This window comes from Rudaea sp. 3F27F6 (assembly GCF_005503555.1).
In the GTDB taxonomy this organism is placed as follows: Bacteria; Pseudomonadota; Gammaproteobacteria; order Xanthomonadales; family Rhodanobacteraceae; genus Rudaea.
Genome location: NZ_SCNG01000001.1, coordinates 1,693,579 through 1,714,248, shown reverse-complemented (window position 1 = coordinate 1,714,248; position 20,670 = coordinate 1,693,579). Strand labels below are relative to the sequence as shown.

The window sequence follows — 20,670 nt, the reverse complement described above, 5'->3', positions numbered from 1 at the left end:
TGTGGGTTTGATTTCCGGCTCCGCGGCTGCACAAAATCCGCAGAATGACAATGCCGCGAAGGTGGCGTATCTCAACCCGACGGGCCGTTACTTCGTCCACTATGCCGAGCCCTCGGTCGCCGCATACAACCGCGCTTCGGCTTCGGCCTCAAGCAACGCCAACGGCTCGGCCAGTCTCCAGGCGAACAGTACTGTGGCAGCGAGTATGGCGACCGCGACGACCATAGACGCGATTCCGTATCGATTGGAAACGAGTGGTCGGCATCGTCTCGATGTCGACAGCCGCGAAGCCCAAGCTTATGTTTCCCGCCTCGAAAGCGTGCAGAGCCGGCGCCTCGCCGACATCCGACAGACCTTGCAGCGCAACGTCCAGGTGGTGCGTACGTTCTCCTATGCGCTCAACGCTTCCGTCATCGAAATGACGGGCGAGGAAGCGGCCAGGGTCGCCAAACTGCCCGGCGTCGCGCGCGTCGAACCGGTTCGGCAGGAAGCCGTCAGCGACGATGTCTCGACGAAGTTCATCGGCGCGCATCGGCTGTGGACCGCGTCGAGCCGGCCCCTGCCGGGCGACGCCACGTTTACCTTCCCGACGTTGCAGGATTTGTTCGGCACCTTGCAGACGCCGTCCGGCTTCAAAGGCGACGGCGTCGTGGTCGGCGACATCGACACGGGCTACAACAGCCTCAGCCCTTCGTTCCAGGCTACCGACGCGAGCGGCTATACGATCACCAATCCTCTCGGCAGCGGCAAGTACCTCGGTGACTGCGCCGTCGCGGGCATCAGCCTCGGCGGATGCAACGACAAGGTCATCGGCGTCTACGACAAAATCCACGCCACCGATCCGACGCAGCTTCCCTTCTTTTCGGTGGAGGACTATCAAGGACATGGCAGCCACACCGCGAGTACTGCGGCAGGCAACGCACGTAGCGCGCAAGTGGACGGCTTTACGTCCCCGACCAACATTTCCGGCATCGCTCCGCACGCCAACTTGATGGTGTTCTTCGTCTGCGAAAATCCGAAGAGCTGCGGTAATGATGCCTCGGCCGCCGCGGCCGAGCAGGCGATCAAGGACGGTCTGGTTCATGTACTGAATTTCTCGATCGGCGGCGGCAGCCAGCCTTGGGATGATTCCGTATCGCAGGCGTTCCTCGCGGCCGAAGGGGCGGGAATCTTCGTCGCCGCCGCGGCCGGCAATACGGGCGATTCCATTCCCATCGCGGTGCCAGGCTCGGCGAATCATCTGGAGCCCTGGACGCTCGGTGTCGCCGCGACCACCGACACCGGCGGATCGCCGGCCAATTTTCTCAGTCTTACCAGTCCGGTCACGCCACCAGGCAACGAAGCCAATACGCAGAACGTACCTGCGTACTTGATGGACAGCACGCCACCGCTGACCGCGGCACTGCCAAACAGCACGCCGTATCTATTGAGCCCGACCTTTAAAAATGCGGATACGACGGGAAGCGACGGATGCGCACCGTTCCCCGCCAACACATTCAAGAATGCCGTGGCGCTGCTCAGTCGCGGCACCTGCAATTTTTCCGTCAAGGCGGTCAACGCGGCGACGGCAGGTGCGATCGCCGCCGTGATTGCCGACAACCGCCCCGAGGCCTATCCGGGTTTGAATGCGGCGGGATCGTCCATTCCTGTTTTCTATCTCGGCCAGCAACAAGGTGCGGTACAGGCGAGGCTGCTCCAAGGCGCCGGTTCTGTCGGCGGCACCGTATCGTTGAGCTTGCTCGCGCGCGCGCCGCAGGTGCCGGACGTCCTCGCCAACTTCAGCTTGTGGGGGCCGGCGTCGTTCGACGTCCTCAAGCCCGAGATCGCCGCGCCGGGCGTCGCCGTGCTGGCGGCGTTCAACAATCAAGTCCGCGACACGGATACGAAGAGCAAAACCTATCTGCAGGAATTGAGTCCGCAGACACCCGAGACCGTCGGCTTTGACAGCGGCACCTCGATGGCGACGCCGCACATCACCGGATCCGCCGCGTTGCTAATGGGCCTGCATCCGGATTGGACGCCGATGGAGGTCAAGTCCGCCTTGATGATGACGGCGAGCGAGGCAAATCTGATCAATGCCAACGATCTTTCGGCCGTCGTCCCCGCGGATTACTTCAAGCGCGGCGCAGGCCGGGTCCAGGTGGACGTCGCCAGCCGCGCCGGCCTGGTCTTGAATGAAACCGTGGAGAACATGCAGAACGCCAATCCGGCGAAAGGCGGCGATCCGAGTACGCTCAATCTGGCCAGCCTGCAGAAAGCCGGTTGTGCGGTCCAATGCCGTTTCACCCGCACGTTCCACAGCACACTGTCGAGCAGCAGCACCTGGACGACGTGGGCGACGGGCGAACTGGGCAATCGGATCAGCGTGACCCCCGCCCAGTTTTCGGTTCCCGCCGGTGGCGAGGTGAGCCTGACCTTCACCGTCAATACGAAAAGCCTGACGCCGGACGACACGAAGTATCACTTCGGCGAAGTGCAGTTGTCGCAAACCGCGGATCTTCCGCAGGCGTTTTATGTGTCACCGACGCTGCATATTCCGCTGGCCGTCGCAGTACCGACGCCGACTCTGCTTGCTTCCACGAACAAGATTGCGATCTCGTTGAACGGCCAGCCGAGCGGCAGCGCGAACCTCAACCTGACCAATCCGGGCGACGGCACGATGCTGTTCAACACGCAGACGGCCGGTGCCGTGGCGTTTGCGGCGATGAAACAGCCGGCGCTGATTCAGAGCGGATACAACAGCACACACGTGTTGGCTTCCGGCAATTACTACATGGCGGACGACTTCACGATCCCGTCCGACGGCACCGCACTGACTCAAATCAGCGTCGATGGATTCGTCAACAGCGGTGCGCAGAAGCTGACCGACTTCGGTTCCTCGCTCGGCCTGCACTGGCGCATCTATGCCGACAATCAGGGTGTTCCCGCGGGCAATCCGGACAACAACGACAATGCCGTGTGGAAATACGATGCCACGGCCGCGAGCGCGGGCGTCACCGTGGGCGGCGCCTACGGCAGTTCGTTCGTCCTGAATCTCACGGCGGCAAAGCTCAACACTGTATTGCCGAAGGGACACTACTGGCTCGTCGTCTACCCCGACCTGCCGTGCAACGCGAACAGCAACGGCAAATGCACCTTCGTGTGGAACTGGTTCACCAGCAACGCGGGCGATGCGACGCTGCCGGTACAAGTCAACACGACGAATAGCGGTTCGTCCTGGAGCGTGCCGAGCGATCTGAAGCAGAACGGTCTTGCGGCCACCATCACCACCCAGGCGGGCTGCTCGGCGCCGCCCGCGTGGCTGTCGATCGCTCCCGGCAGCGGCGTCGCGCCGTCGGCGAGCACGGCGCAGGTCAAGTTCACCGCGACTTCGGCCGGCTTCGCGCCGCAGGCGTCCGCCTCTGCACTCGTCTGTTTGGGAACCGGTTACCAGAACGACTTTCCACTGGTTCTTCCGAGAGCCACGATCCCGGTTCTGGTCAACGCGAGCAACTGATCGAAGCTCGATTCAACGTCCGCGCCGCAATGGATGGCGCGGACGTCGAACGCCTTGCGGGCCGTGCGTGATCGTTTTGCGCCGAGCCCGCCGGCACCAAGACAGCGCTAGAACAAAAACACCGATCGGACATATTGGGACCTGCCGCTGGAAATCCGCGGCGGAGGCGTCGTCGCGCTCGCCTCATCGATCGGACAGATCGAGCCTTCACGACAGCGGCACATATTGCACGCTGCGCGCCGGAATTTCCTTTCTCGATATTTTTCTCTCCGATCGGAGAGAAAAAATTCTGACGTCATTCCCGCCGGCCGCACTACGGCACGGAAAAATTTTGCGCAGATTCATACCAAAAATTGAATTTCCGATTTGACCTTCTTGTGCGTTTCAGGGATTTGCATCGAATTCGATGCCGAAGATGTTTCGACCGATTCAACGCCACGCAAATCAACCGTCGATCTTCCTTCCTTGGAGAAACTGTATGCGGTTAAAGCGCAAGAATGGATTTTTATCTGCTTTGCAGATTGCCTCGCTGATCGGTGTCGGCATTGCCGGCGCATTTCCTTCCGAATCGCTCGTCGCCGCCGAGGCGGTCAGAGAGATCGTCGCTCAGGCGACGCCTCAAGCGCTGCACGCCTGGCATGAGAATCTCAAAACGTTTCCGCCGACGGAGGAAGGGTGCTTCCACGCCTCGTTTCCCAATCTGGTTTGGGAGCGCGAAGCTTGTCTGCCCGCACCCGCATACAAATCGGCGCCTCCGAAAATTGGCCGCGTGGGCATTCCCTTCAAGAATCCCGAGGCCGGCGATGCGAATGGCGTGGCCAGCGTCTCCACTGACGGCTCCGCGGCCAGCGGCGGAGCAACGCCGAATTACGTCGGCAACGGCGACGACTATGCGGCTGTGACGTCGACGGCAACCTCGTCGGCAACGGGAAGTTTTCCCGCGGTGATCGGTGTTACATCAGAGGCAATGGCTTCGGGCAAGATAATAAATTCCCAGTTCGGACCCGGCAATTCCGGTTATACCCTGCAAATCAACAGCAATACGGGTACGGCCGCGGATTCTTTTTGTACCGGGCTCGGCTATGCCGTCGGCTGTAAAACCTGGGAGCAATTCGTCTACGCGACCGATTATGGCACCACCGATCCTGCGTTCAACACAGGAGTCAATGGAGCCCAAGCCTTCATCCAAAATTGGATTTTTCTTTCTTCCTCGGATTACAACAACAAAGGTTGTCCAAAAGGCTGGGAGGCTGCGGACGACAACAACTACGGCTGTGCCAAAAACAGCTTGGCCGTAGCTACAGACAACGTTCCCGGAACAAAGCTCGCCTTGGTCAAGCTTTCCGGGTCGGCATCGACCAGCGGCAACGACACCGTGACCTTCACCTACGGCACGACAGCCAAAGCCGTCAGTCAAAAGGGCAGCACGCTCGATATCGGAGATACGTGGACCGAATCGGAATTCAACGTCGTCGGCAATGCCGGCGGCTCGATAGCCGCGTTCAACAACGGATCGTCGATCACCGTGAAGCTGCAGGTGAACAGCGGCGGTATCACAGCGCCGACGTGCCTGGGTGGCCAGGGGTCTACCGGAGAGACCAATAATCTGATCCTGTTTCCTTGCGTTGCGGCCGGAGGAAACTCGCCGTATATCCAGTTCACCCAGTCTCTCGGCCAGTTGCTCGACAACCCGGGCTTCGAATCGCAATTGTCGCCGTGGACGGCGACGAGCACGAATCCAAACGGTGCGTCGGACTGTTCCGCCGGATGTGCCGGTTCGACAGGTGTGCAGGAGGCCTACACGAGCACTGCATCGACGGGGTTCGCCAAGCTCAACGGTTACGGCGCGGCTTACACGGATACCTTGTCGCAGAGCGTGAAGATTCCGGCCAGCATCGCCAACACGACCAAGACCCGCACCGGACCGAAGACGATCAGCACTTTGAACGTCACCACGGCAACCCTGCAGTACTACCTGCACATCACCACGGCCGAGACGACGACGACCGATCAAAACGATACGCTGACCGTCGGCGTCTACGACAACGCGGGCACCCTGCTGCGGACATTGGCGACCTATTCCAATTTGAACGCAAATGCGGATTACGCGCCGTACTCGCATGATCTCAAGGACTACATCGGCCAGACGGTGACGATCAAATTCACCGGTGCGGAAAACGCCTCGCTCAAGACGACCTTCCTGCTCGACGACGTCACCCTGCTCGCCGTGGCCGCACCGAGTAGCGCGGATACGCCGACGGCAAGCTTCACCTCGACCGCCAACGGTTTGACGGCAACCTTCACCGATGCTTCCACGGCCGCGTCGGGCGATACGATCGGTTCGCGTACGTGGACCTTCGGCGACGGCACTACGTCGGCCACGACCAGCCCGAGCCATACTTATGCGAAAGCGGGCACCTACTACGTCACCGAAACGGTCACCAACACCACCAATAAACGGGTGATCTTCACGACTAAATCGGTGACCGTCAGCGGCGGCGCGGCCGGCGGACCCTCGGCGAGCTTCAGTTACACGACGAACGGTCTGACCGTCGCATTCACCGATACGTCGACCGACACGGGTGGAACGATCGCTTCGCGTTCATGGACATTCGGCGACGGCACCACGTCGACCACGACCAATCCAAGCCATACCTATGCGGCGGCAGGCACATACAGCGTGACCGAGACCGTCACCGAGAACGGCAGCGGCAAACAAAATTCCGCTACCAAATCAGTCACGGTCGCGAACAGCGGCAACGCGCTGACGAACGGTGTCGCGGCGACCGGTTTGTCGGGTACGAGCGGCTTGTCGGCGGACTATACGCTGACGGTTCCGGCAGGAAAGAAATCGGTGACCATCAAGATCGCGGGCGGAACGGGCGACGCAGATTTGTACGTCAAGCTCAATGCGGCGCCGACCACGTCGAGTTACGACTGCAGGCCATATAAGGCGGGCAACAATGAAACCTGCACGCTGACACCGCCATCGGCCGGAGGCACCTACCATATCAAGCTCAACGCCTATCAGGCCTACTCAGGCGTCTCACTGACGGGCAGCTACAACTAGCCTCGAAGCTTTCGATCACTCCCTCGGTCAGCAAGGGCCGAGGGAGTGGGTTCGAGTGGTTTGGAACGAAAGCGTTGGAAGAATTTTCGGTGTGGACAATTGCAGACTGTCTCGTCTGACGTACGTGTTAAGTGGACCGCTGTGACGTGCCACGGTAATCTGACGCTCACTGTGGTAGCGACCACTTATCTCATATGCTAGGTGCGCAGGATGCGATATGTAATTCCTGCATTCCAAGAGTCCACGCTCCATCGTGGCAAGTCACTCGAGCAATTCCTTGGTGGTAGTGTTCGCAACGGCGAGCGTCTCATCTCCTGGCTTGAGGTACGGCCCGTCGCACAAGGATTCGAGGTCTGGCACTTCGAGGTGCCTGATATCGGCGGGGGCGGGGGCGGGTTCGTGGACGTATATGAGTTCGGTGAAGGCGCGGAGAGCCCTGTGGCTACACTTGCCACTGCTGACGGGGCATTGCAGTTTGCTCATAGTGCGTTCACTGCAAGTCCTGAGCGGTGGGTCAATTCAACGCTTATCTGCGCCGAATACCACGACTATGTCAAAGCCGGTCGATCAGTGCGCACCTAACTGTTCGCTCAAACGGACCGTGGTGACGAGTTGCGATATTCTGAGACTCCCGGCGGCAGAGGCCGCTTAGCTCACGCGCAGGCTGTAGCACATGCAACCGCAAAGTATTGTCTTACTTCTATTTGCGGTGCTTGCACTGATTGCCGGGATGGGCTTGCTATTCGTGCGCATCAATCCAGACCAACTTCGGGCCTCATTTCGTACGGCGCCTGCGCTGGCGCTCTTTCGCTTTCGTACTTACCGGTACGCTATGGCAACGCTCTGCTTAGCAGTCGCTGCACTCGCCGCAGCTATCTGGGCTGGCCTCGTTTAACGTTGGTCTGCCCTGCTCGTGTGTGCTGCTTAACCATTCGCTCAAGCGGATCGCGGGAATGGCGCTTGCGCCAAAATTGCTGCTCTTGCAGCCGGCCGCCGCATATCCCAGCGTTGAGCCGCTCAGGGCAAACCAGCTTAAACAGAGAGGGCGAATGATCGAACTTCCCATAAGAGATCCGTGCGACCTTTGCGTGGCAGTTCGCGAAGAAACGTGGAAGGTCATAGACGAAAGCGAACATACACTGACGGTGATCAACCCGTGGCAATTCGAAGCTGGCCAATGCTGCGTGATCACACGTCGGCATGTTGCGACGCTGCTCGATCTTTCCGACCAAGAGTGCGGGACGATAATGGCCTCGGCCAAGAGAGTCGCAGAGGCGCTCGTCAAGACTTATCAGCCCCTCGGAATACTTACGTTCCAAAACAATGGGGTCTACAGCGGACAGGAAACACCGCACTTCCATTTCCACGTCGTGCCTCGGCAGAAGGGCAGTGATTGGGGCATAGGGCCGCCTCAACTCGCAACATTCGATGGCGCCGGACGCGAAAAGGGTGCCTCGCACGATCCAAGCGGGGACGCACAGCGTCGAGAGCGCGTTCAAGTTTCTGCGAAGCAACTTACCGAAACCGTGAACCTAATTCGTTCGAATCTGCCGAAGTAGTATTCCGGCTCGGGCACTAGGGATGACGGGCTCGGTACAAGCACCAGCCGGCGGCGATCCAACAATTTGTTCAAGTCAGGGCCGCTTATCGACACGGCTTAACTCAGGCGTTTGCTGCATTGAGATATGTCTGATCCGATTGCAAGCATGCAAGTCTTAGGGCAATGTCAGGACGGCTCAACCATCTCGATAACCTTCGCAGTGGGCGCTCCATATCGCAACACCCAATCTGAGGCCGAAGAGTGGTGCTGCCCTATATCACTGGAGCCGCTCTATCCGCGCCTCGCCCACATCGTAGGCTCCGATTCCATGCACTCGTTGTGTTTGGCAATTTCGCTCGGCCTTGATCTTCTAGGCAAATTTGTCGATGAAGGTCGCCGCTTGCTTCATCTTGATGGTACGCACGCTTCAATCGAAGCATTTGCCTTCGGTCATGCAATTCGATCCTCAGATGATGCAGCATAACTATCCGCCCATTCGGACTGCCGATATCGGTCTGCGCTGGACTGCGACGCACCGCGGCGGCGGCCGTTTTGCTCAAGCGTTAGCTCTCATCTGATTGATGTACGAATTTCGAATCACGAAATACGATCCAGATCTCCGCGACGAGCGAGGCAGATTCTTGCGCGAAGACTGGACCTCTTTCTCCGACATTGGACGTTATTTCTCGGGCAAACAGCTAAGCTCGGAGACATACCAGACTGTCGAGCGCGCATACATAGATTCCGTGGCGCACTTTCTTGAGGAAGCAAAAATTCAATTCCTGGAAGTGCGAGACGTCGAGAACCACGGGCGCGCCGAGGATGTTCCGCAGGAGGGTGATCTCATCAAGCATGAAAGAATTTCTGCGATCATTGGCGCAATGCTCAGAGAGAAGTTCTGGTGTCGGCTCGAATCAACTGAGGCGTTTGTGCACATCGGTTACGACTACTATATGTACTTGGGCGTTCCGTGCGAATGCCCGAGGTCAATTAATTTCGCGCATCAACATGGTCTATTTGTTGAGCGTTTCATTTCGCCTCACCATCCCGAGATTGAAGGCTAACTATTCGCTCAAGCGAACTGCAGAGACGGGTTGATCCCGATGCTCATCATGGCCGCCGTCGCTTACCTCAAACGTTAGCCCCGTGGACGCGACATATTTGCACTATGTCGATCCCGTGCACCCTTGCACGTCTAGTAGGTAGGACCAAGCCAAGCTAGCCACCGTGGCTGGCGGCCTGATCCAGCTTACAAGAGGCTCTTATCACTACCGATACCAAAGTTGCGACTCAACGCTACCTGATTTCGTTTGATGATGGCTCGATGGACCATATTCCCGAGGAGGATTTTCCAGCGGTGGGCGAGGCAGCACATAAGGTGCTTCGGGCGGCAAAGGCGGCGGGGGTTTGGATTTTCGGCTGCGGTATAGCACGCCAACAATCGACCGTTGTTGCGATCGACGGGGCCGTCACGGCCGGCCCTGCGCAGGAGGCAAAGGCAGTTGTCGGCGGGTTTTCGATCATCGAAGTTTCTTCGCGTGAAGAGGCGCATGATTGGGCTGCCAGGATCGCCGCTGCATGCCGCTGCGCGCAGGAAGTTCGCGAGATCATGTATGACCCGGAGTCCTAGTAGAGTTTGCTGAGCCGTCTGGCCAAACAATTCATGCAAACCCAACTAGCTTCGCGCTTCGGCTTAATTCAGGTGTTGGACCAGCACCGGATCAGCGAGTGGCTGCTTGAGCGCGGGAAATCCAAGTCTCTGCAAGTCAGCTTCTCGCCGAAGCAGACGCAAAGTGAGAAATTTTGACTTGGCCGCAAGTGGAGTGCTTTCGGGTGGCCCGTCAAAGATCGTCAGTGCAAAATTTTGCGTATCGACAACGTGACGTTTCTCGGATCGCCGTACCAGTTCCCGTTCTGCGGAAGGCCGATCGTTTGGTAGTAGCGACGATCGAGAAGATTGGTGACGGCGACGGACGCCGACCAGGTCGCATTGAATTGATATCCGAAGCGTAGATCGGCCACGGCATAGGTCTGTTGGGCGACCTGGAAACTGCCGCACGAAGAGAGTGCGAAGGCGGATGGGCAACTGAAGCCGGTTTGAGCCACATGCGTTTGCGCGCGTAAGCCCAGAGACAAGTCCCACGTCTCGACTTGCTCGCGCGGCCGGTAGGTCAGCCAGGCATTCAGTCTCTGGCGCGGTAAGCGGCTATTGAGTGTCGTGCTCAGCGTTGTGCCGTCGGTCGCAGGCGTTTGCTCGTATCCGCTGGTTTGCAATGCGTAGCCGATGCGCACGTTCCAGCGCTCGGAAATGCGGCCCTTCAATTCGGCTTCGAAACCGGTGCTTTTGCCGTCGCGCGCGAGGTAACAGCAGAAGCCACCGCCAACGTCTGAAAACAGCAGTTCGGCGACATTGAACTGATGAATTTCAAAGGCGCCGAGGGAAGCGGTAATCGCTCCGGATGCCCATTCTCCTTTCACGCCAACCTCTGCGTTGGTGCCGTGCGAAGGCCCGATCAATCCGCCCTCGGCCGTCTGTGCGTTGTATTGAGGGCCATAGGTTTCGGCAAAACTGCCGTATACCGAAAGGCTGTGGGAAAGATCGTAGACCCCGCCGAGAAAGTGTTGGACGCGACGCGCTTCGGGATAGTCGGTGGTGCCGAACACGTCGTTGTAGACGGTCAGTCCTTTTTCCACATAGCGGTTCCAACGAATTCCGCCGGACAGGTGCAGCCGGTCATCGGCCGAATTGAATCGGAGTGCGGTGTAGAAGCCTTGTTGCGTGGTCAGGTTGAGCGGCGTCGATGTTCGCGCATAGTCGGCGGGGGACGGGCGGTAGTTCTCGTCGATGGGGAGTGAAGGTGCCGAGGGCGGAGTCACGTATTCCACGAGGTCGGATCGCTCGCGCTCGAAATCCATGCCGGCGATTGCTTCGATCGTTCTGCCTCTGACTTCGAATTTTCCCGTCAGCTGAATTTCCGCGGTCGTGCGGCGCAGGCTCGCGCGCTGCGAGAACGCCTGTTGATAGGCACCGATCTGGAAGTCGTCAGCAATGGGATCGATGGCGCCTCCGTACTGCACGCCGGCGCTCGTCGCTTTCTGAATGAAATGCGCGAGATCGACATTGAACTTCCAGCCGTCGCTGAACCTGTGTTCGAGTTGCACGAAGGCTTCTGCGTTCTCGGAGTCGGTCCGGTTCCACGGCACGCCGAAGAACTCGGAATGGGGAAGATGAGCGTCACTGCCATCTGTATAGCGCGGCAAGCCGCTGAACATCGGAAGCGCGCGGCGCAGTTGGTAGCTCATGCCGGCATCCAGCGTCGTCGCGGGCGAGAGATCGTATTCGATCGTTCCGAACAACAACGTACCCCGGCTCGATGCGGGGCCGTAGAACTCGGGCCGGTCATCGTAGGCGACGACGGCACGGCCGCGCAGGCTGCGGTCGTAGGACAGCGCACCGCCGGCATCGACTTCGCTGCGCATACGGCCGCGCGCGTCGAGCAACTGCGTGATCGAATCGGCCGAATCGCCGGAGGCGCGCTTGCGCCATAGCACCACCGATGCGCTCGGATTGCCCGCGCCGCCGAACAGGGCGTCGATGCCGCGAAGGATCTCGATGCGGTCGTATTCCGCGAGATCGGGATCGACGGCGCCGAATCCGTATCGCTCCCAACTCAGCGGCGCGCTGCCGTCGACGTGGTAGGCGGTGACCGGAAATCCGCGCGAATAAAGCGTCGTGCCGAAAGGAAAACTGCTGCGCAGTGCCACGGTCCCCGTTGCATAGTCGAACGTATCGGCGAGACTGGTCAGGTTTTGTTCGTCGAGCTGCTGGCGATCGAGAATCGAGATGGACTGCGGAATGCGGCGCAAAGGCAGATTGGCCCGTGTCGCCAGCGGGTCGATAACGGACGAGGTGACGTCGATCTGTTTCAGCGTATGCGGCGGTCCGGTCGACGCGGGCTCGCCGTGCGTTGGGGCGGCTTGCGCAGCAGGTGGCGACGCGGCCGGTTTGACGACCACGGTCTGCTCGTCGGTGAACACAAAAGTCAGACGCGTGCCCTGAAGCAATTGGCTCAGGGCGGCACGAGGTGCCATGGCTCCCTTCACTTCTTGAGCGCGTATTTCTTTCGACAGGCCGCCGCCGGTCAACACTTGGATATGCGCCTGCTTGCTGAAAGCCATGAGTGCGGTGGGCAGCGGCTGTGCAGGGATGGCAAAAGCGACCTGCCCGGTCGAATCGGATTGTGGCCCCGCGCAGGCGGATCGAACGCCGGCGACGACCGCGAGCGCGGCGAGAACGCAATGCAGGGATTGCCGGAAAATCGCTTGCGCGACGGCCCTGCTGCGCGCGCGCGGCCTGGCGCCGCACATGTCGACTCGATGCCGGCGATCGGCGGCAAAGCAGCTCGCTGCGGCAGCCGGCTTGCGCGCGGACGTTTCGTTGCGGTCGCGCACGCTGCTTCTATCTCTTCGCGCGGTCACTTTTGACGAGGGTAACTTTGTCCGCACTCCGAACGATTTCCACCGGGATGGCCTGTGGCAGCGCCGACAGCCAGCCGTCGATCGAGTTCGTGTACACCGTGCCGGTGAACGTCAGCGTGTTGAGTTCGGCTGTCGAGATGACGAGCGGCGGAGAAGCGTAGCGATTCACGTTCGCCACGACCGACGCCAGCGGCTCGTCGATGAATTCCAGGCGGTCCTCCTGCCAGGACGTGGCCTGCTGGGCAGTCGCCGAAGAGAAAGAGAGTTGCGACGCGGAAGGATCGAAGACAACCTTCTGTCCGGCATCGACGAAGAGCGCCGGCCGCGAGGACGGACCTAAGCCCCACGAACCGTCGTCGCTAGAAAGGCGGACACGGCCCTCGGCGACAATAAGCTGCACGCGTTCTCCGCTGTGACGCACGTCGAACGCGGTGCCGACGGCGTGAATCGATATCCGGCCGGTTCGTACGGTGAATTCGCGCCGGCTGTCGTGGGCGACACGGAAAAAGGCTTCGCCCGATTGCAGCTCGATCGAGCGACGCTCGGCGCTGAGACGAACGCGCAGCTGCGAAGCCCCGCCTAGGACGACGTGCGAGCCATCGGCCAGATCGATCTCGCGATTGACCGCGGTCGCGCTCGCGTAGACCTGCCACGGAGCCTCGGGGAAATAGTGTTTCCATCCGGCGTAGGCGCCGAAGGCCAGGCCGAGGACAAGCGCTGCGGCGGCGGCCAAATACTGCCAGCGGCGCGCGATGCCGACGTCGAACCTGCGGATCAGGCGTTCGCGTCCGGCGCCGTCGAGATTGACCATCTCCGCGGCGAATTCGGAGACCTGCTCGAAGGCCGCGATGTGGCGTTCGTCCGCTTCGCACCAGGCGATCCATTGGGCGAGCGTATCCGGATCGTCTTCGATTTCGCGCAGGCGTACCCACCACTCGGCCGCGGTGCGGAACAGCACGCTGTCGCCAAGAGAGGTTGCGTCGTGGAGGCTCACGATTTTTTCCCCTCTTCGACGCGCGTGCGGCAATAGGCTAGGGCGTTGGCGATGTGATAACGCACCATGCGCGCGGTCAGATTCAAGGTCTTGGCAATGCTCGCAATGTCCTTGCCTTCGAGCACGTGCAGAACGAACGCGCGGCTCGTCTTCGCGGGAAGCTCGGCCAAGGCGCGCTGGACGATGCGCATTTTTTCGTAACCCATTTCCGGATCCTCCGGAAGCCGCCGATCCTGCGATTGATCGAGCGTTTCTTCCGCTTCCGCCTGTTCGCGCACGCGGCGCATGCGAATCCGGTCGACGCAAAGATTGGCCGCGACGCGGAACAGCAACGCCTTCTGAAAGCTGATTCGCTCGGGTTCGCCCAAGCGCAGCAAGCGTACGTAAGTTTCCTGAGCGACCTCCTGCGCATCGGCAAGAGAATTCAACTTGCTGTAGAGGAACGCGATCAGGCTGCGATTATGTTCCGAAAACAACCTGGCCACGTGCGAGATGTGCGTGGGCTCGCTGCGTTCGGTCGAACTGCGCAGACGGTCGAGAGGGGGTGTGGGATTGCGGTCGATCACGGTGCACGTATCTGTCGGTCTGCCTATGACAAACGTTTCGCAGAGACGAATGGGAAAGACGCCGGCCGAATAGGCGGAATCGCGGTCCGCCAACGCTCCCCGGCGGTGCAGTCCGGCGTTGCGGTGGTTGTTAGATTGTGAACGGTATCACATATTTAATTTGCCGAGTAATCCACCAGAATAAGGTTGAAAAGTCGTTGATCCCGCATCTGGCTGAGGATCGACCACATCTGGCCGCTGCCGCTTTTTCTCCATCGCCGACACGCCGTTCGCCGGCTTCGCGCAATAACGGTCGAGAAAGAGATAGATCACCGGCGTCAGATAAAGCGTCAACGCCTGCGAAACGAGCAGGCCGCCGACCACGGCGAGGCCGAGCGGACGGCGCGTGTCCGCACCGGCACCGATGCCGAAGGCGATCGGCAGGGTGCCGGCGAACGCGGCCATCGTGGTCATCATGATCGGGCGGAAGCGCAGGGCGCAGGCTTCGAAGATCGCCTCCGCCGGATCGAATCCACGGCCGCGCTGCAATTCGAGCGCACAGTCGATCATCATGATCGTGTTCTTCTTGACGATGCCGATCAACATGACGATGCCAACCATGGCGAACAGATCGAGTGCGGTCCGGCAGAGCATCAACGTGGCGAGCGCACCCACGGCGGCCGCCGGCAGGCCGGAAAGAATCGTCAGCGGATGCACGAAGCTTTCGTAGAGGATGCCGAGCACGACGTAGATCGCGAACACGGCGAGCAGCAAGAGCCAGCCGAAACCGCGGAACGATTCCTGAAACGCGAGCGCCGTGCCCTGCAGGCTGCCCGTGACTTGCGCGGGCATGCCGATCTTCGCGACGGCCTTGTCGATGCCTGCGACCGCGTCGCTCAGGCTGACTCCGGGCGCGAGCCCGAATGAAAGCGTGACGGCGGGCAACTGCCCCTGATGATTGACCGTCATCACTTGCGGCTTGCGCTCGAAGTGCGCGATCGTGTCGAGTGGAACGAGTTTGCCGCCGCTCGCGGTCACGTAGAGTTTCGACAGCACGTCCGCATCGTTCTGCAATGCGCGTGCGACCTCCATCACGACCCAATACTGGGTTGCCGCGCCGTAGATCGTCGAGGCCTGCGTCTGGTTGAACGCGGCACCCAGCGCGGACTGCACCTGCGCCATCGAGAGCCCGAGTGGCGCGAGTTTCTCGCGATCGACCGCGACGACGACGGACGGACTGTTCAAGGCCAGGTCGTTGGTCACGTCCTGCAAGCCCGGAATCGCCGCGAACGCGGTCGTCGCCTTCGCGGCCCATTCGTAGAGCGAGGCGAGGTCGACCGAACGCAAGGTGTATTGATACTGCGCTTTCGAGCGCAGGCCACCGATTTGAATCGACGGCGGATTCTGCACGTAAGCGCGCATGCCGACGACGTTCGCGAACTTCTTGCGCAGCTCCTGGACGATTTCCGTAGGACCGAGCTGGCGTTCTGCGCGCGGCTTCAACTTCAACACCATTTCGCCGTCGTTGATCGTCGAGCCGCCCGCTTCGATCGAGGACATATATGCCTCAATATTCGGATCGGCCACGACGATTTCGCCGAGCTGCCGCTGCCGCTCGACCATGCCGCCGAACGAGGTGTCCTGCGGGCCTTCGGTATTCACCTGCAGGCGGCCGCTATCGCCGGGCGGCATAAAATCCGTCGACACACTGTAGAACAGAGCGGCCGTCGCGATCAGGCTCGAAGCGAACGCGCCGAGCACCCATCCGGGCCGCTGCATGCACCAGCGCAAGCCGCGCAGATAGTGATCGCGGGCGAAGGCGAAGCCGCGCTCGAATACGAGCAGCGGCCGCGGCCGGCGTTCGAGCGTGCCCGCTTTGAGAAAACGGCTGCACAGCATCGGCGTCAGGGTGATCGCGACGAGTCCCGATATCGCGATCGCCACGCTGATCGTCACCGCAAACTCGTGGAACAGCCGGCCGACGATGCCGTGCATAAACATCACTGGGATGAATACGGCGAGCAGCGACAGCGTCATCGAAGCGATCGTGAAGCCGATTTCCTTTGCGCCCTTGAGTGCTGCATCGAGCGGCGTCAGTCCGCTTTCGATGTAACGCACGATGTTCTCGAGCATCACGATCGCATCGTCGACGACGAAACCGACCGCCAGCGTCAATGCGAGCAACGAAAGATTGTCGAGGCTGTAGCCGAACCAGTACATGCAGGCGAACGTGCCGGCGATTGACAGAGGCAACGCGGCCGCGGAGATCAGCGTCGCCGAGAGGCTGCCGAGGAAAATCCAGATCACCAGTACGACCAGCAAGCCGGCGAGAATCAGGGTGAACTGCACGTCCTCGACCGATGCGCGGATCGTCTGCGAACGATCGTAAAGCACCGAGAGTTTCGCCGACGGCGGCAGGCTGGCGACGAAGGCGGGCAGCACGGCCTTGATGCGGTCGATGGTCTCGACCGTGTTCGAGCCGGGCTGGCGCTGGATCGACAGCAGCACCGAACGCTCGCCGTTGTACCAACTGGCGATTTGATCATCCTGCACGCCGTCGCGTGCGCTGCCGACGTCGCTGAGCCGTACCGGCGCCCCGTTGCGCCACGCGACGACGATGTCGTTGTACGGCGCAGCGCTGAGCAACTGCCCTTCGCTGCGCACCTGGAATTGCTGGCGCACGCCATAGAGCGCGCCGGTTGCCAGATTCACGTTGGCCTTGGCGACGGCGCCTTGCACCTGATCGATGCCGACGCCGGCCTTGGCCAGCCGATCGGGATCGAGGCTGATGCGCACGGCGTACTTGGTCGAGCCCCATACCTTGACCTGGGCGACGCCGTCGATCGTCGACAACTGTCGCGCGAGGCGCGTTTCTGCGTATTCGTCAAGTTGCGCGGGTGACAGCGTCGTCGAAGTCATCGCGAGATTCAGCACGGGCGCGTCGGCCGGATTGATCTTGCGCAAGGTCGGCGGCGTCGGCATCTCGGCCGGCAGTTGGCGCTGCGCCGCGGAGATCGCTTCCTGCACGTCCTGCGCCGCGGCGTCGATATTGCGATCGAGCCGGAACGTCAGCGTGATGCCGGTCGTGCCGGGCGAACTCGACGACACCATCGAGTCGATGCCGGCAATGCCGGACAACTGCGCTTCGAGCGGCGTTGCGACGGTGGCGGCCATCGTCTCGGGCGAAGCACCGGGCAGACCGGCGCTGATGCGGATCGTCGGAAAATCGACATTCGGCAACTCGTTGACCGCGAGTTTGGGATACGCGCCGATGCCGCAGACGAGCACGACCGCCATCATCAGCGTCGCCATCACCGGCCGCCGGATACATATCTCGGGCAAGTTCATGGCGATGTCTTCAGCCGCTGCCGGCAATGCGCACGACGCTGCCTTCGGTCAGCGACAACTGACCGTCGGTGACCACGCGTTCGCTCGCGGCAAGCCCTTTGGTGATAACGGTGCGTCCGTCCGCGCTGGGGCCCGGTTCGACGAAGCGCTGGCGTGCCTTGCCGTCGGCATCGACGACGAAGACGAATGCGCCCTTGTCGGACGTCTGCAGAGTCTCCGCCGGCACGCTGATCGCATCCTTGAGGTGTTGCGTCGGCACACTCGCTTCGACGAACTGACCGGGGACGAGCGCGGCATCGTCGTTGTCGAAGCGGCCTTTGAGCGCGATCGTCCCGGTCGTGCGATCGACGCTGTTGTCGATGAAATCGAGAACACCCTGCAGCGAAGCATGGTTGTCCGGCAGGCGCGCGGTGATTTCGACGGGGCCATGCATGCGCAATTCGAGCAGCGCGTCGAGGCTGCCTTCGGGAATATGGAAGACGATGTGAATCGGCTTGATCTCGTTCAAGCTGACGATGTCGGTTGCGCTCGCGGCGACTTGTGCGCCCGGAAAAATCAGTGGCGCGCCGACCACGCCGTCGAACGGCGCGACGATGCGCGTGTAGTCGAGCTGCAACTGCGCGAGTTCCAAAGCGGCCTGCTGCGTCTGCACCGCTGCGCGCGCGAGATCGACGTTGGCCTTGTAGCTGTCGTAGTCGGCCTTCGATACGAAGCCTTTGGCGAGCACGGCCGAATACCGCTGCAAATCCGTCTCCGCCTTGCCGAGTTGGGCGCGCGCACTGGCGACGCTGCCGCGCGTCTGATCGAGCTGGGCGCGAAACGGCCGCGCGTCGATCTGCGCGAGAACATCGCCTTTGCGAATCTTCGCGCCTGGGGTGAATGCGAGCGAATCGATTTGCCCGGACACGCGCGCGCGCACCATCACACTCGACCAGGCTTCGGCGTGTGCGACGACTTTCAACGTGATGTCGACGTCGCCGCGTGTCGCGCTGACGACCTTGACCGGCACGCCAACGGTCGCCGTGTTCGCTGCCGCGACGGCTGTGGCGGGGCCGCTATTGAACTGGCGCGCGGCCAACGCCGCGGCACAGAGTGCAGCGGCAGCCCAGAGGATTTTTCTCGAACGCATGCAGAAAGGAAGGTGCGCATCGGATCGATGCCTTGGCCGTCATGATGGAATCGAGCAATCGATCGCGACAGACGCGATTCGATATTTCAATCATTGGCGGTTTCAATGATTCGGCCGTGCATGGACGCGTAGCGTCTACGAGGCGCGGTAGCACCGCGGATACATTTAGTGCTTTGCCAGACTCTTGAACGCAGAGGCGAGCGTGCGCAGGGCGACGCGCGAACGCTGATCGTGAAGCGCCGTGTAGAGCACCACTTCGTACTTCGGCAGGGACGGCAATTTCAGCTCGTCGCCGATATCGATGGTCCCGCTCGGTGCCGAGCGGCCCGCAATCACCGCGATTGCCAGACCGGCCGACGCCGCGGCACCGACGACGGCGGCGCCGCGGCCGATGAAAACCTCGCTCCATGCGATGCCGGCCTGATCGAGTGCACGCACTGCGGAATTGCGGATGGCGCAGCTTTCGCCTTGCGTCGCGATCGGCAGCGATTCGCCGACGCGCGGCCGCCAGTTCGCCGCGGCGATCCAGGCGAACTGCTCGGAGAACAGCACTTCGCCTTTTCGCCGCTTGGTCGGTGGCTCGACGATAAGTGCCGCGTCGAGAGTGTCGTCTTCGTACGCCTCCAGCACGTCCTTCGAGCCGGCCACGCGGAATTCGATCTGCAGATTCGGATCGTGCTCGTTCATGCGCTTGAGCAAGGCGGGCAATTCGCTGCCGACGATGAGATGGCTGACGCCGACGACGAGGCGTCGGCGCGTTGCGTCGAACGCGGCCACCGCCTGCTCGTGCGCGCCGATGAGATTGCGCGCGGCGTCGAGAAAAGCCGCGCCTTCGGCCGACAGGCGCACGTGTCGCGGCGTGCGTTCGAGCAGGCGGCGGCCAAGTTGGGTTTCCAACTGGCGCAGTTTGAGACTGACTGCCGACTGCGTGCTGTCGAGCGCCTCCGCGGCGCGCGTGAAGCTCTGCAGATCCGCAGTAAGGACAAAAGCCCTGACGGCGCTGAGGTCGAGCGGTTTGGCGGAGTTGGAGCTGGCCATATCGATTTTCAATTACTGAAATGTTGGTCAACTGGTTCAGCAAATAGATCATAGCGACTAGGCTTTGTCTGCGTCCAGCGTCGGCAAATTCATCTGTCGCGCGCGCGGCGTCGGACGAATCGCGCAGCGACGCAGCAGGCGTGGTGCATCTCCGCTCAACAACAACGTCACTCTTTAGAAAGCCTCCTCCATGAAACGCGCACTAGTCAGTCTCATTCTTCTCAACGCATCGATGCTGGCCAATGCCGCATCGTCGCCTCCCGCTTTCATCGCCGCAGCTGTCGCCGACAGCGCGCGCCCCTTGGCCGATACGCAGGTCGACAACGCGCGCAAGCCGGCCGAATTGCTCGCTTTCGCCGGGATCAAACCGGGCGACAAAGTCGCCGACTTCATTCCGGGCGGCGGTTACTTCACGCGGCTGTTCGCGCGCGTCGTCGGGCCGAAGGGACATGTGTTCGCGGTGATCCCGCAGAGTCTGGCAGCGAGCGGGGCCAAGCGCGTCGATCCGATCAAAGAGATCACGGCCTCTGCCGATTATCGAAACGTATCCCTGCTCATCCAGCCTTACGACGACCTTGGCGCCGACATGCCGCTCGACATGGTCTGGACCTCGCAGAACTACCACGATGTCTACGGCGAGGTCGGGCCGTTCGCCGTCGCGGGCGTCAGCGGCACAGAAGAGGCGGCGCGATTCGACGCCGCTGCGTTCAAGGCGCTCAAGCCCGGTGGAGTCTTTATCGTCATCGACCACGCCGCCAAAGCGGGCTCGGGTGGCGCCGATGCGAAGACCCTGCATCGCATCGAAGCGGAAACCGTCATTGCGCAAGCAAAGGCAGTTGGATTCGTTCTGGAAGGGCGCAGCGAGGTACTCGCCGATGCGCAGGACGATCACAGCAAGCTGATCTTCGCGCCGGAAATCAAAGGGCACACGGACAAGTTCGTGCTGAAATTCCGCAAACCGAAAATGTATACATTTTTGCAGAACAAGCACACGGATCAAAGAAATCCCTGATTTGTTTCGACGCCGCAGC

The 20,670-nt window shown here is 61.0% G+C and carries 14 protein-coding genes; 8 read left to right on the top strand and 6 right to left on the bottom strand.

Annotated features, from left to right (window positions below; all coding sequences use genetic code 11):
- Position 1 precedes the first annotated feature (1 nt).
- From FFS30_RS07320 to FFS30_RS23785, 7 genes are all read left to right on the top strand, one after another.
- Positions 2–3,496 (top strand): S8 family serine peptidase, encoded by a 3,495-nt coding sequence (locus FFS30_RS07320; RefSeq protein WP_137912399.1) that lies wholly within the window; start codon positions 2–4, stop codon positions 3,494–3,496.
- A 478-nt stretch (positions 3,497–3,974) separates the two neighbouring features.
- Positions 3,975–6,566 (top strand): PKD domain-containing protein, encoded by a 2,592-nt coding sequence (locus FFS30_RS24410; RefSeq protein ID WP_283235197.1) that lies wholly within the window; start codon positions 3,975–3,977, stop codon positions 6,564–6,566.
- A 1,049-nt stretch (positions 6,567–7,615) separates the two neighbouring features.
- The gene (locus FFS30_RS07310; RefSeq protein WP_171014466.1) at positions 7,616–8,125 is read left to right on the top strand and encodes an HIT family protein; all 510 of its coding nucleotides are present in this window, start codon (positions 7,616–7,618) and stop codon (positions 8,123–8,125) included.
- A gap of 367 nt (positions 8,126–8,492) precedes the next feature.
- Positions 8,493–8,684, top strand: a complete 192-nt coding sequence (locus FFS30_RS07305; protein ID WP_137912397.1) for a hypothetical protein — start codon at positions 8,493–8,495, stop codon at positions 8,682–8,684.
- Between the two features lie 63 nt (positions 8,685–8,747).
- Positions 8,748–9,170, top strand: coding sequence for a hypothetical protein (locus FFS30_RS07300; protein WP_137912396.1), 423 nt, complete (start codon positions 8,748–8,750; stop codon positions 9,168–9,170).
- Positions 9,171–9,430: 260 nt separating this feature from the next.
- On the top strand, positions 9,431–9,736 hold the full coding sequence (locus tag FFS30_RS07295) for a YciI family protein (RefSeq protein WP_137912395.1): 306 nt from the start codon (positions 9,431–9,433) through the stop codon (positions 9,734–9,736).
- Between the two features lie 6 nt (positions 9,737–9,742).
- Positions 9,743–9,913 (top strand): hypothetical protein, encoded by a 171-nt coding sequence (locus FFS30_RS23785; protein ID WP_171014465.1) that lies wholly within the window; start codon positions 9,743–9,745, stop codon positions 9,911–9,913.
- Between the two features lie 44 nt (positions 9,914–9,957).
- Here the strand turns inward: FFS30_RS23785 and FFS30_RS07290 are convergent, their stop codons facing one another.
- From FFS30_RS07290 to FFS30_RS07265, 6 genes are all read right to left on the bottom strand, one after another.
- Positions 9,958–12,285 carry a TonB-dependent receptor gene (locus FFS30_RS07290; RefSeq protein WP_171014464.1) on the bottom strand — a complete coding sequence of 776 codons (2,328 nt, stop codon included), beginning with the start codon at positions 12,283–12,285 and terminating at the stop codon, positions 9,958–9,960.
- Positions 12,286–12,565: 280 nt separating this feature from the next.
- Complete coding sequence (locus tag FFS30_RS07285) at positions 12,566–13,579, bottom strand: FecR domain-containing protein (protein ID WP_171014463.1); 1,014 nt, start codon at positions 13,577–13,579, stop codon at positions 12,566–12,568.
- Complete coding sequence (locus tag FFS30_RS07280) at positions 13,576–14,145, bottom strand: sigma-70 family RNA polymerase sigma factor (RefSeq protein ID WP_249352232.1); 570 nt, start codon at positions 14,143–14,145, stop codon at positions 13,576–13,578. The genes FFS30_RS07285 and FFS30_RS07280 overlap by 4 nt, the downstream gene beginning before the upstream one ends.
- 147 nt (positions 14,146–14,292) lie before the next feature.
- Positions 14,293–17,472, bottom strand: a complete 3,180-nt coding sequence (locus tag FFS30_RS07275) for an efflux RND transporter permease subunit (protein WP_137912392.1) — start codon at positions 17,470–17,472, stop codon at positions 14,293–14,295.
- Between the two features lie 10 nt (positions 17,473–17,482).
- Complete coding sequence (locus FFS30_RS07270) at positions 17,483–18,601, bottom strand: efflux RND transporter periplasmic adaptor subunit (protein WP_137912391.1); 1,119 nt, start codon at positions 18,599–18,601, stop codon at positions 17,483–17,485.
- Between the two features lie 165 nt (positions 18,602–18,766).
- Entirely contained in the window at positions 18,767–19,639 is an 873-nt protein-coding gene (locus tag FFS30_RS07265) for a LysR family transcriptional regulator (protein WP_137912390.1), read from the bottom strand.
- 190 nt (positions 19,640–19,829) lie between these two features.
- Here FFS30_RS07265 and FFS30_RS07260 point away from each other — a divergent pair, with 190 nt between their 5' ends.
- Positions 19,830–20,651, top strand: coding sequence for a class I SAM-dependent methyltransferase (locus tag FFS30_RS07260; protein WP_137912389.1), 822 nt, complete (start codon positions 19,830–19,832; stop codon positions 20,649–20,651).
- Positions 20,652–20,670: the final 19 nt, after the last annotated feature.

Excerpts from the sequence above, each read along its gene's own strand:
- FFS30_RS07305 (WP_137912397.1), top strand. The coding sequence starts at position 8,493 with ATGAAGGTCGCCGCTTGCTTCATCTTGATGGTACGCACGCTTCAATCG.
- FFS30_RS07275 (WP_137912392.1), bottom strand. The coding sequence starts at position 17,472 with ATGAACTTGCCCGAGATATGTATCCGGCGGCCGGTGATGGCGACGCTG.
- FFS30_RS07310 (WP_171014466.1), top strand. The coding sequence starts at position 7,616 with ATGATCGAACTTCCCATAAGAGATCCGTGCGACCTTTGCGTGGCAGTT.
- FFS30_RS07295 (WP_137912395.1), top strand. The coding sequence starts at position 9,431 with ATGGACCATATTCCCGAGGAGGATTTTCCAGCGGTGGGCGAGGCAGCA.
- FFS30_RS07260 (WP_137912389.1), top strand. The coding sequence starts at position 19,830 with ATGAAACGCGCACTAGTCAGTCTCATTCTTCTCAACGCATCGATGCTG.
- FFS30_RS07265 (WP_137912390.1), bottom strand. The coding sequence starts at position 19,639 with ATGGCCAGCTCCAACTCCGCCAAACCGCTCGACCTCAGCGCCGTCAGG.
- FFS30_RS24410 (WP_283235197.1), top strand. The coding sequence starts at position 3,975 with ATGCGGTTAAAGCGCAAGAATGGATTTTTATCTGCTTTGCAGATTGCC.
- FFS30_RS07270 (WP_137912391.1), bottom strand. The coding sequence starts at position 18,601 with ATGCGTTCGAGAAAAATCCTCTGGGCTGCCGCTGCACTCTGTGCCGCG.
- FFS30_RS07290 (WP_171014464.1), bottom strand. The coding sequence starts at position 12,285 with ATGGCTTTCAGCAAGCAGGCGCATATCCAAGTGTTGACCGGCGGCGGC.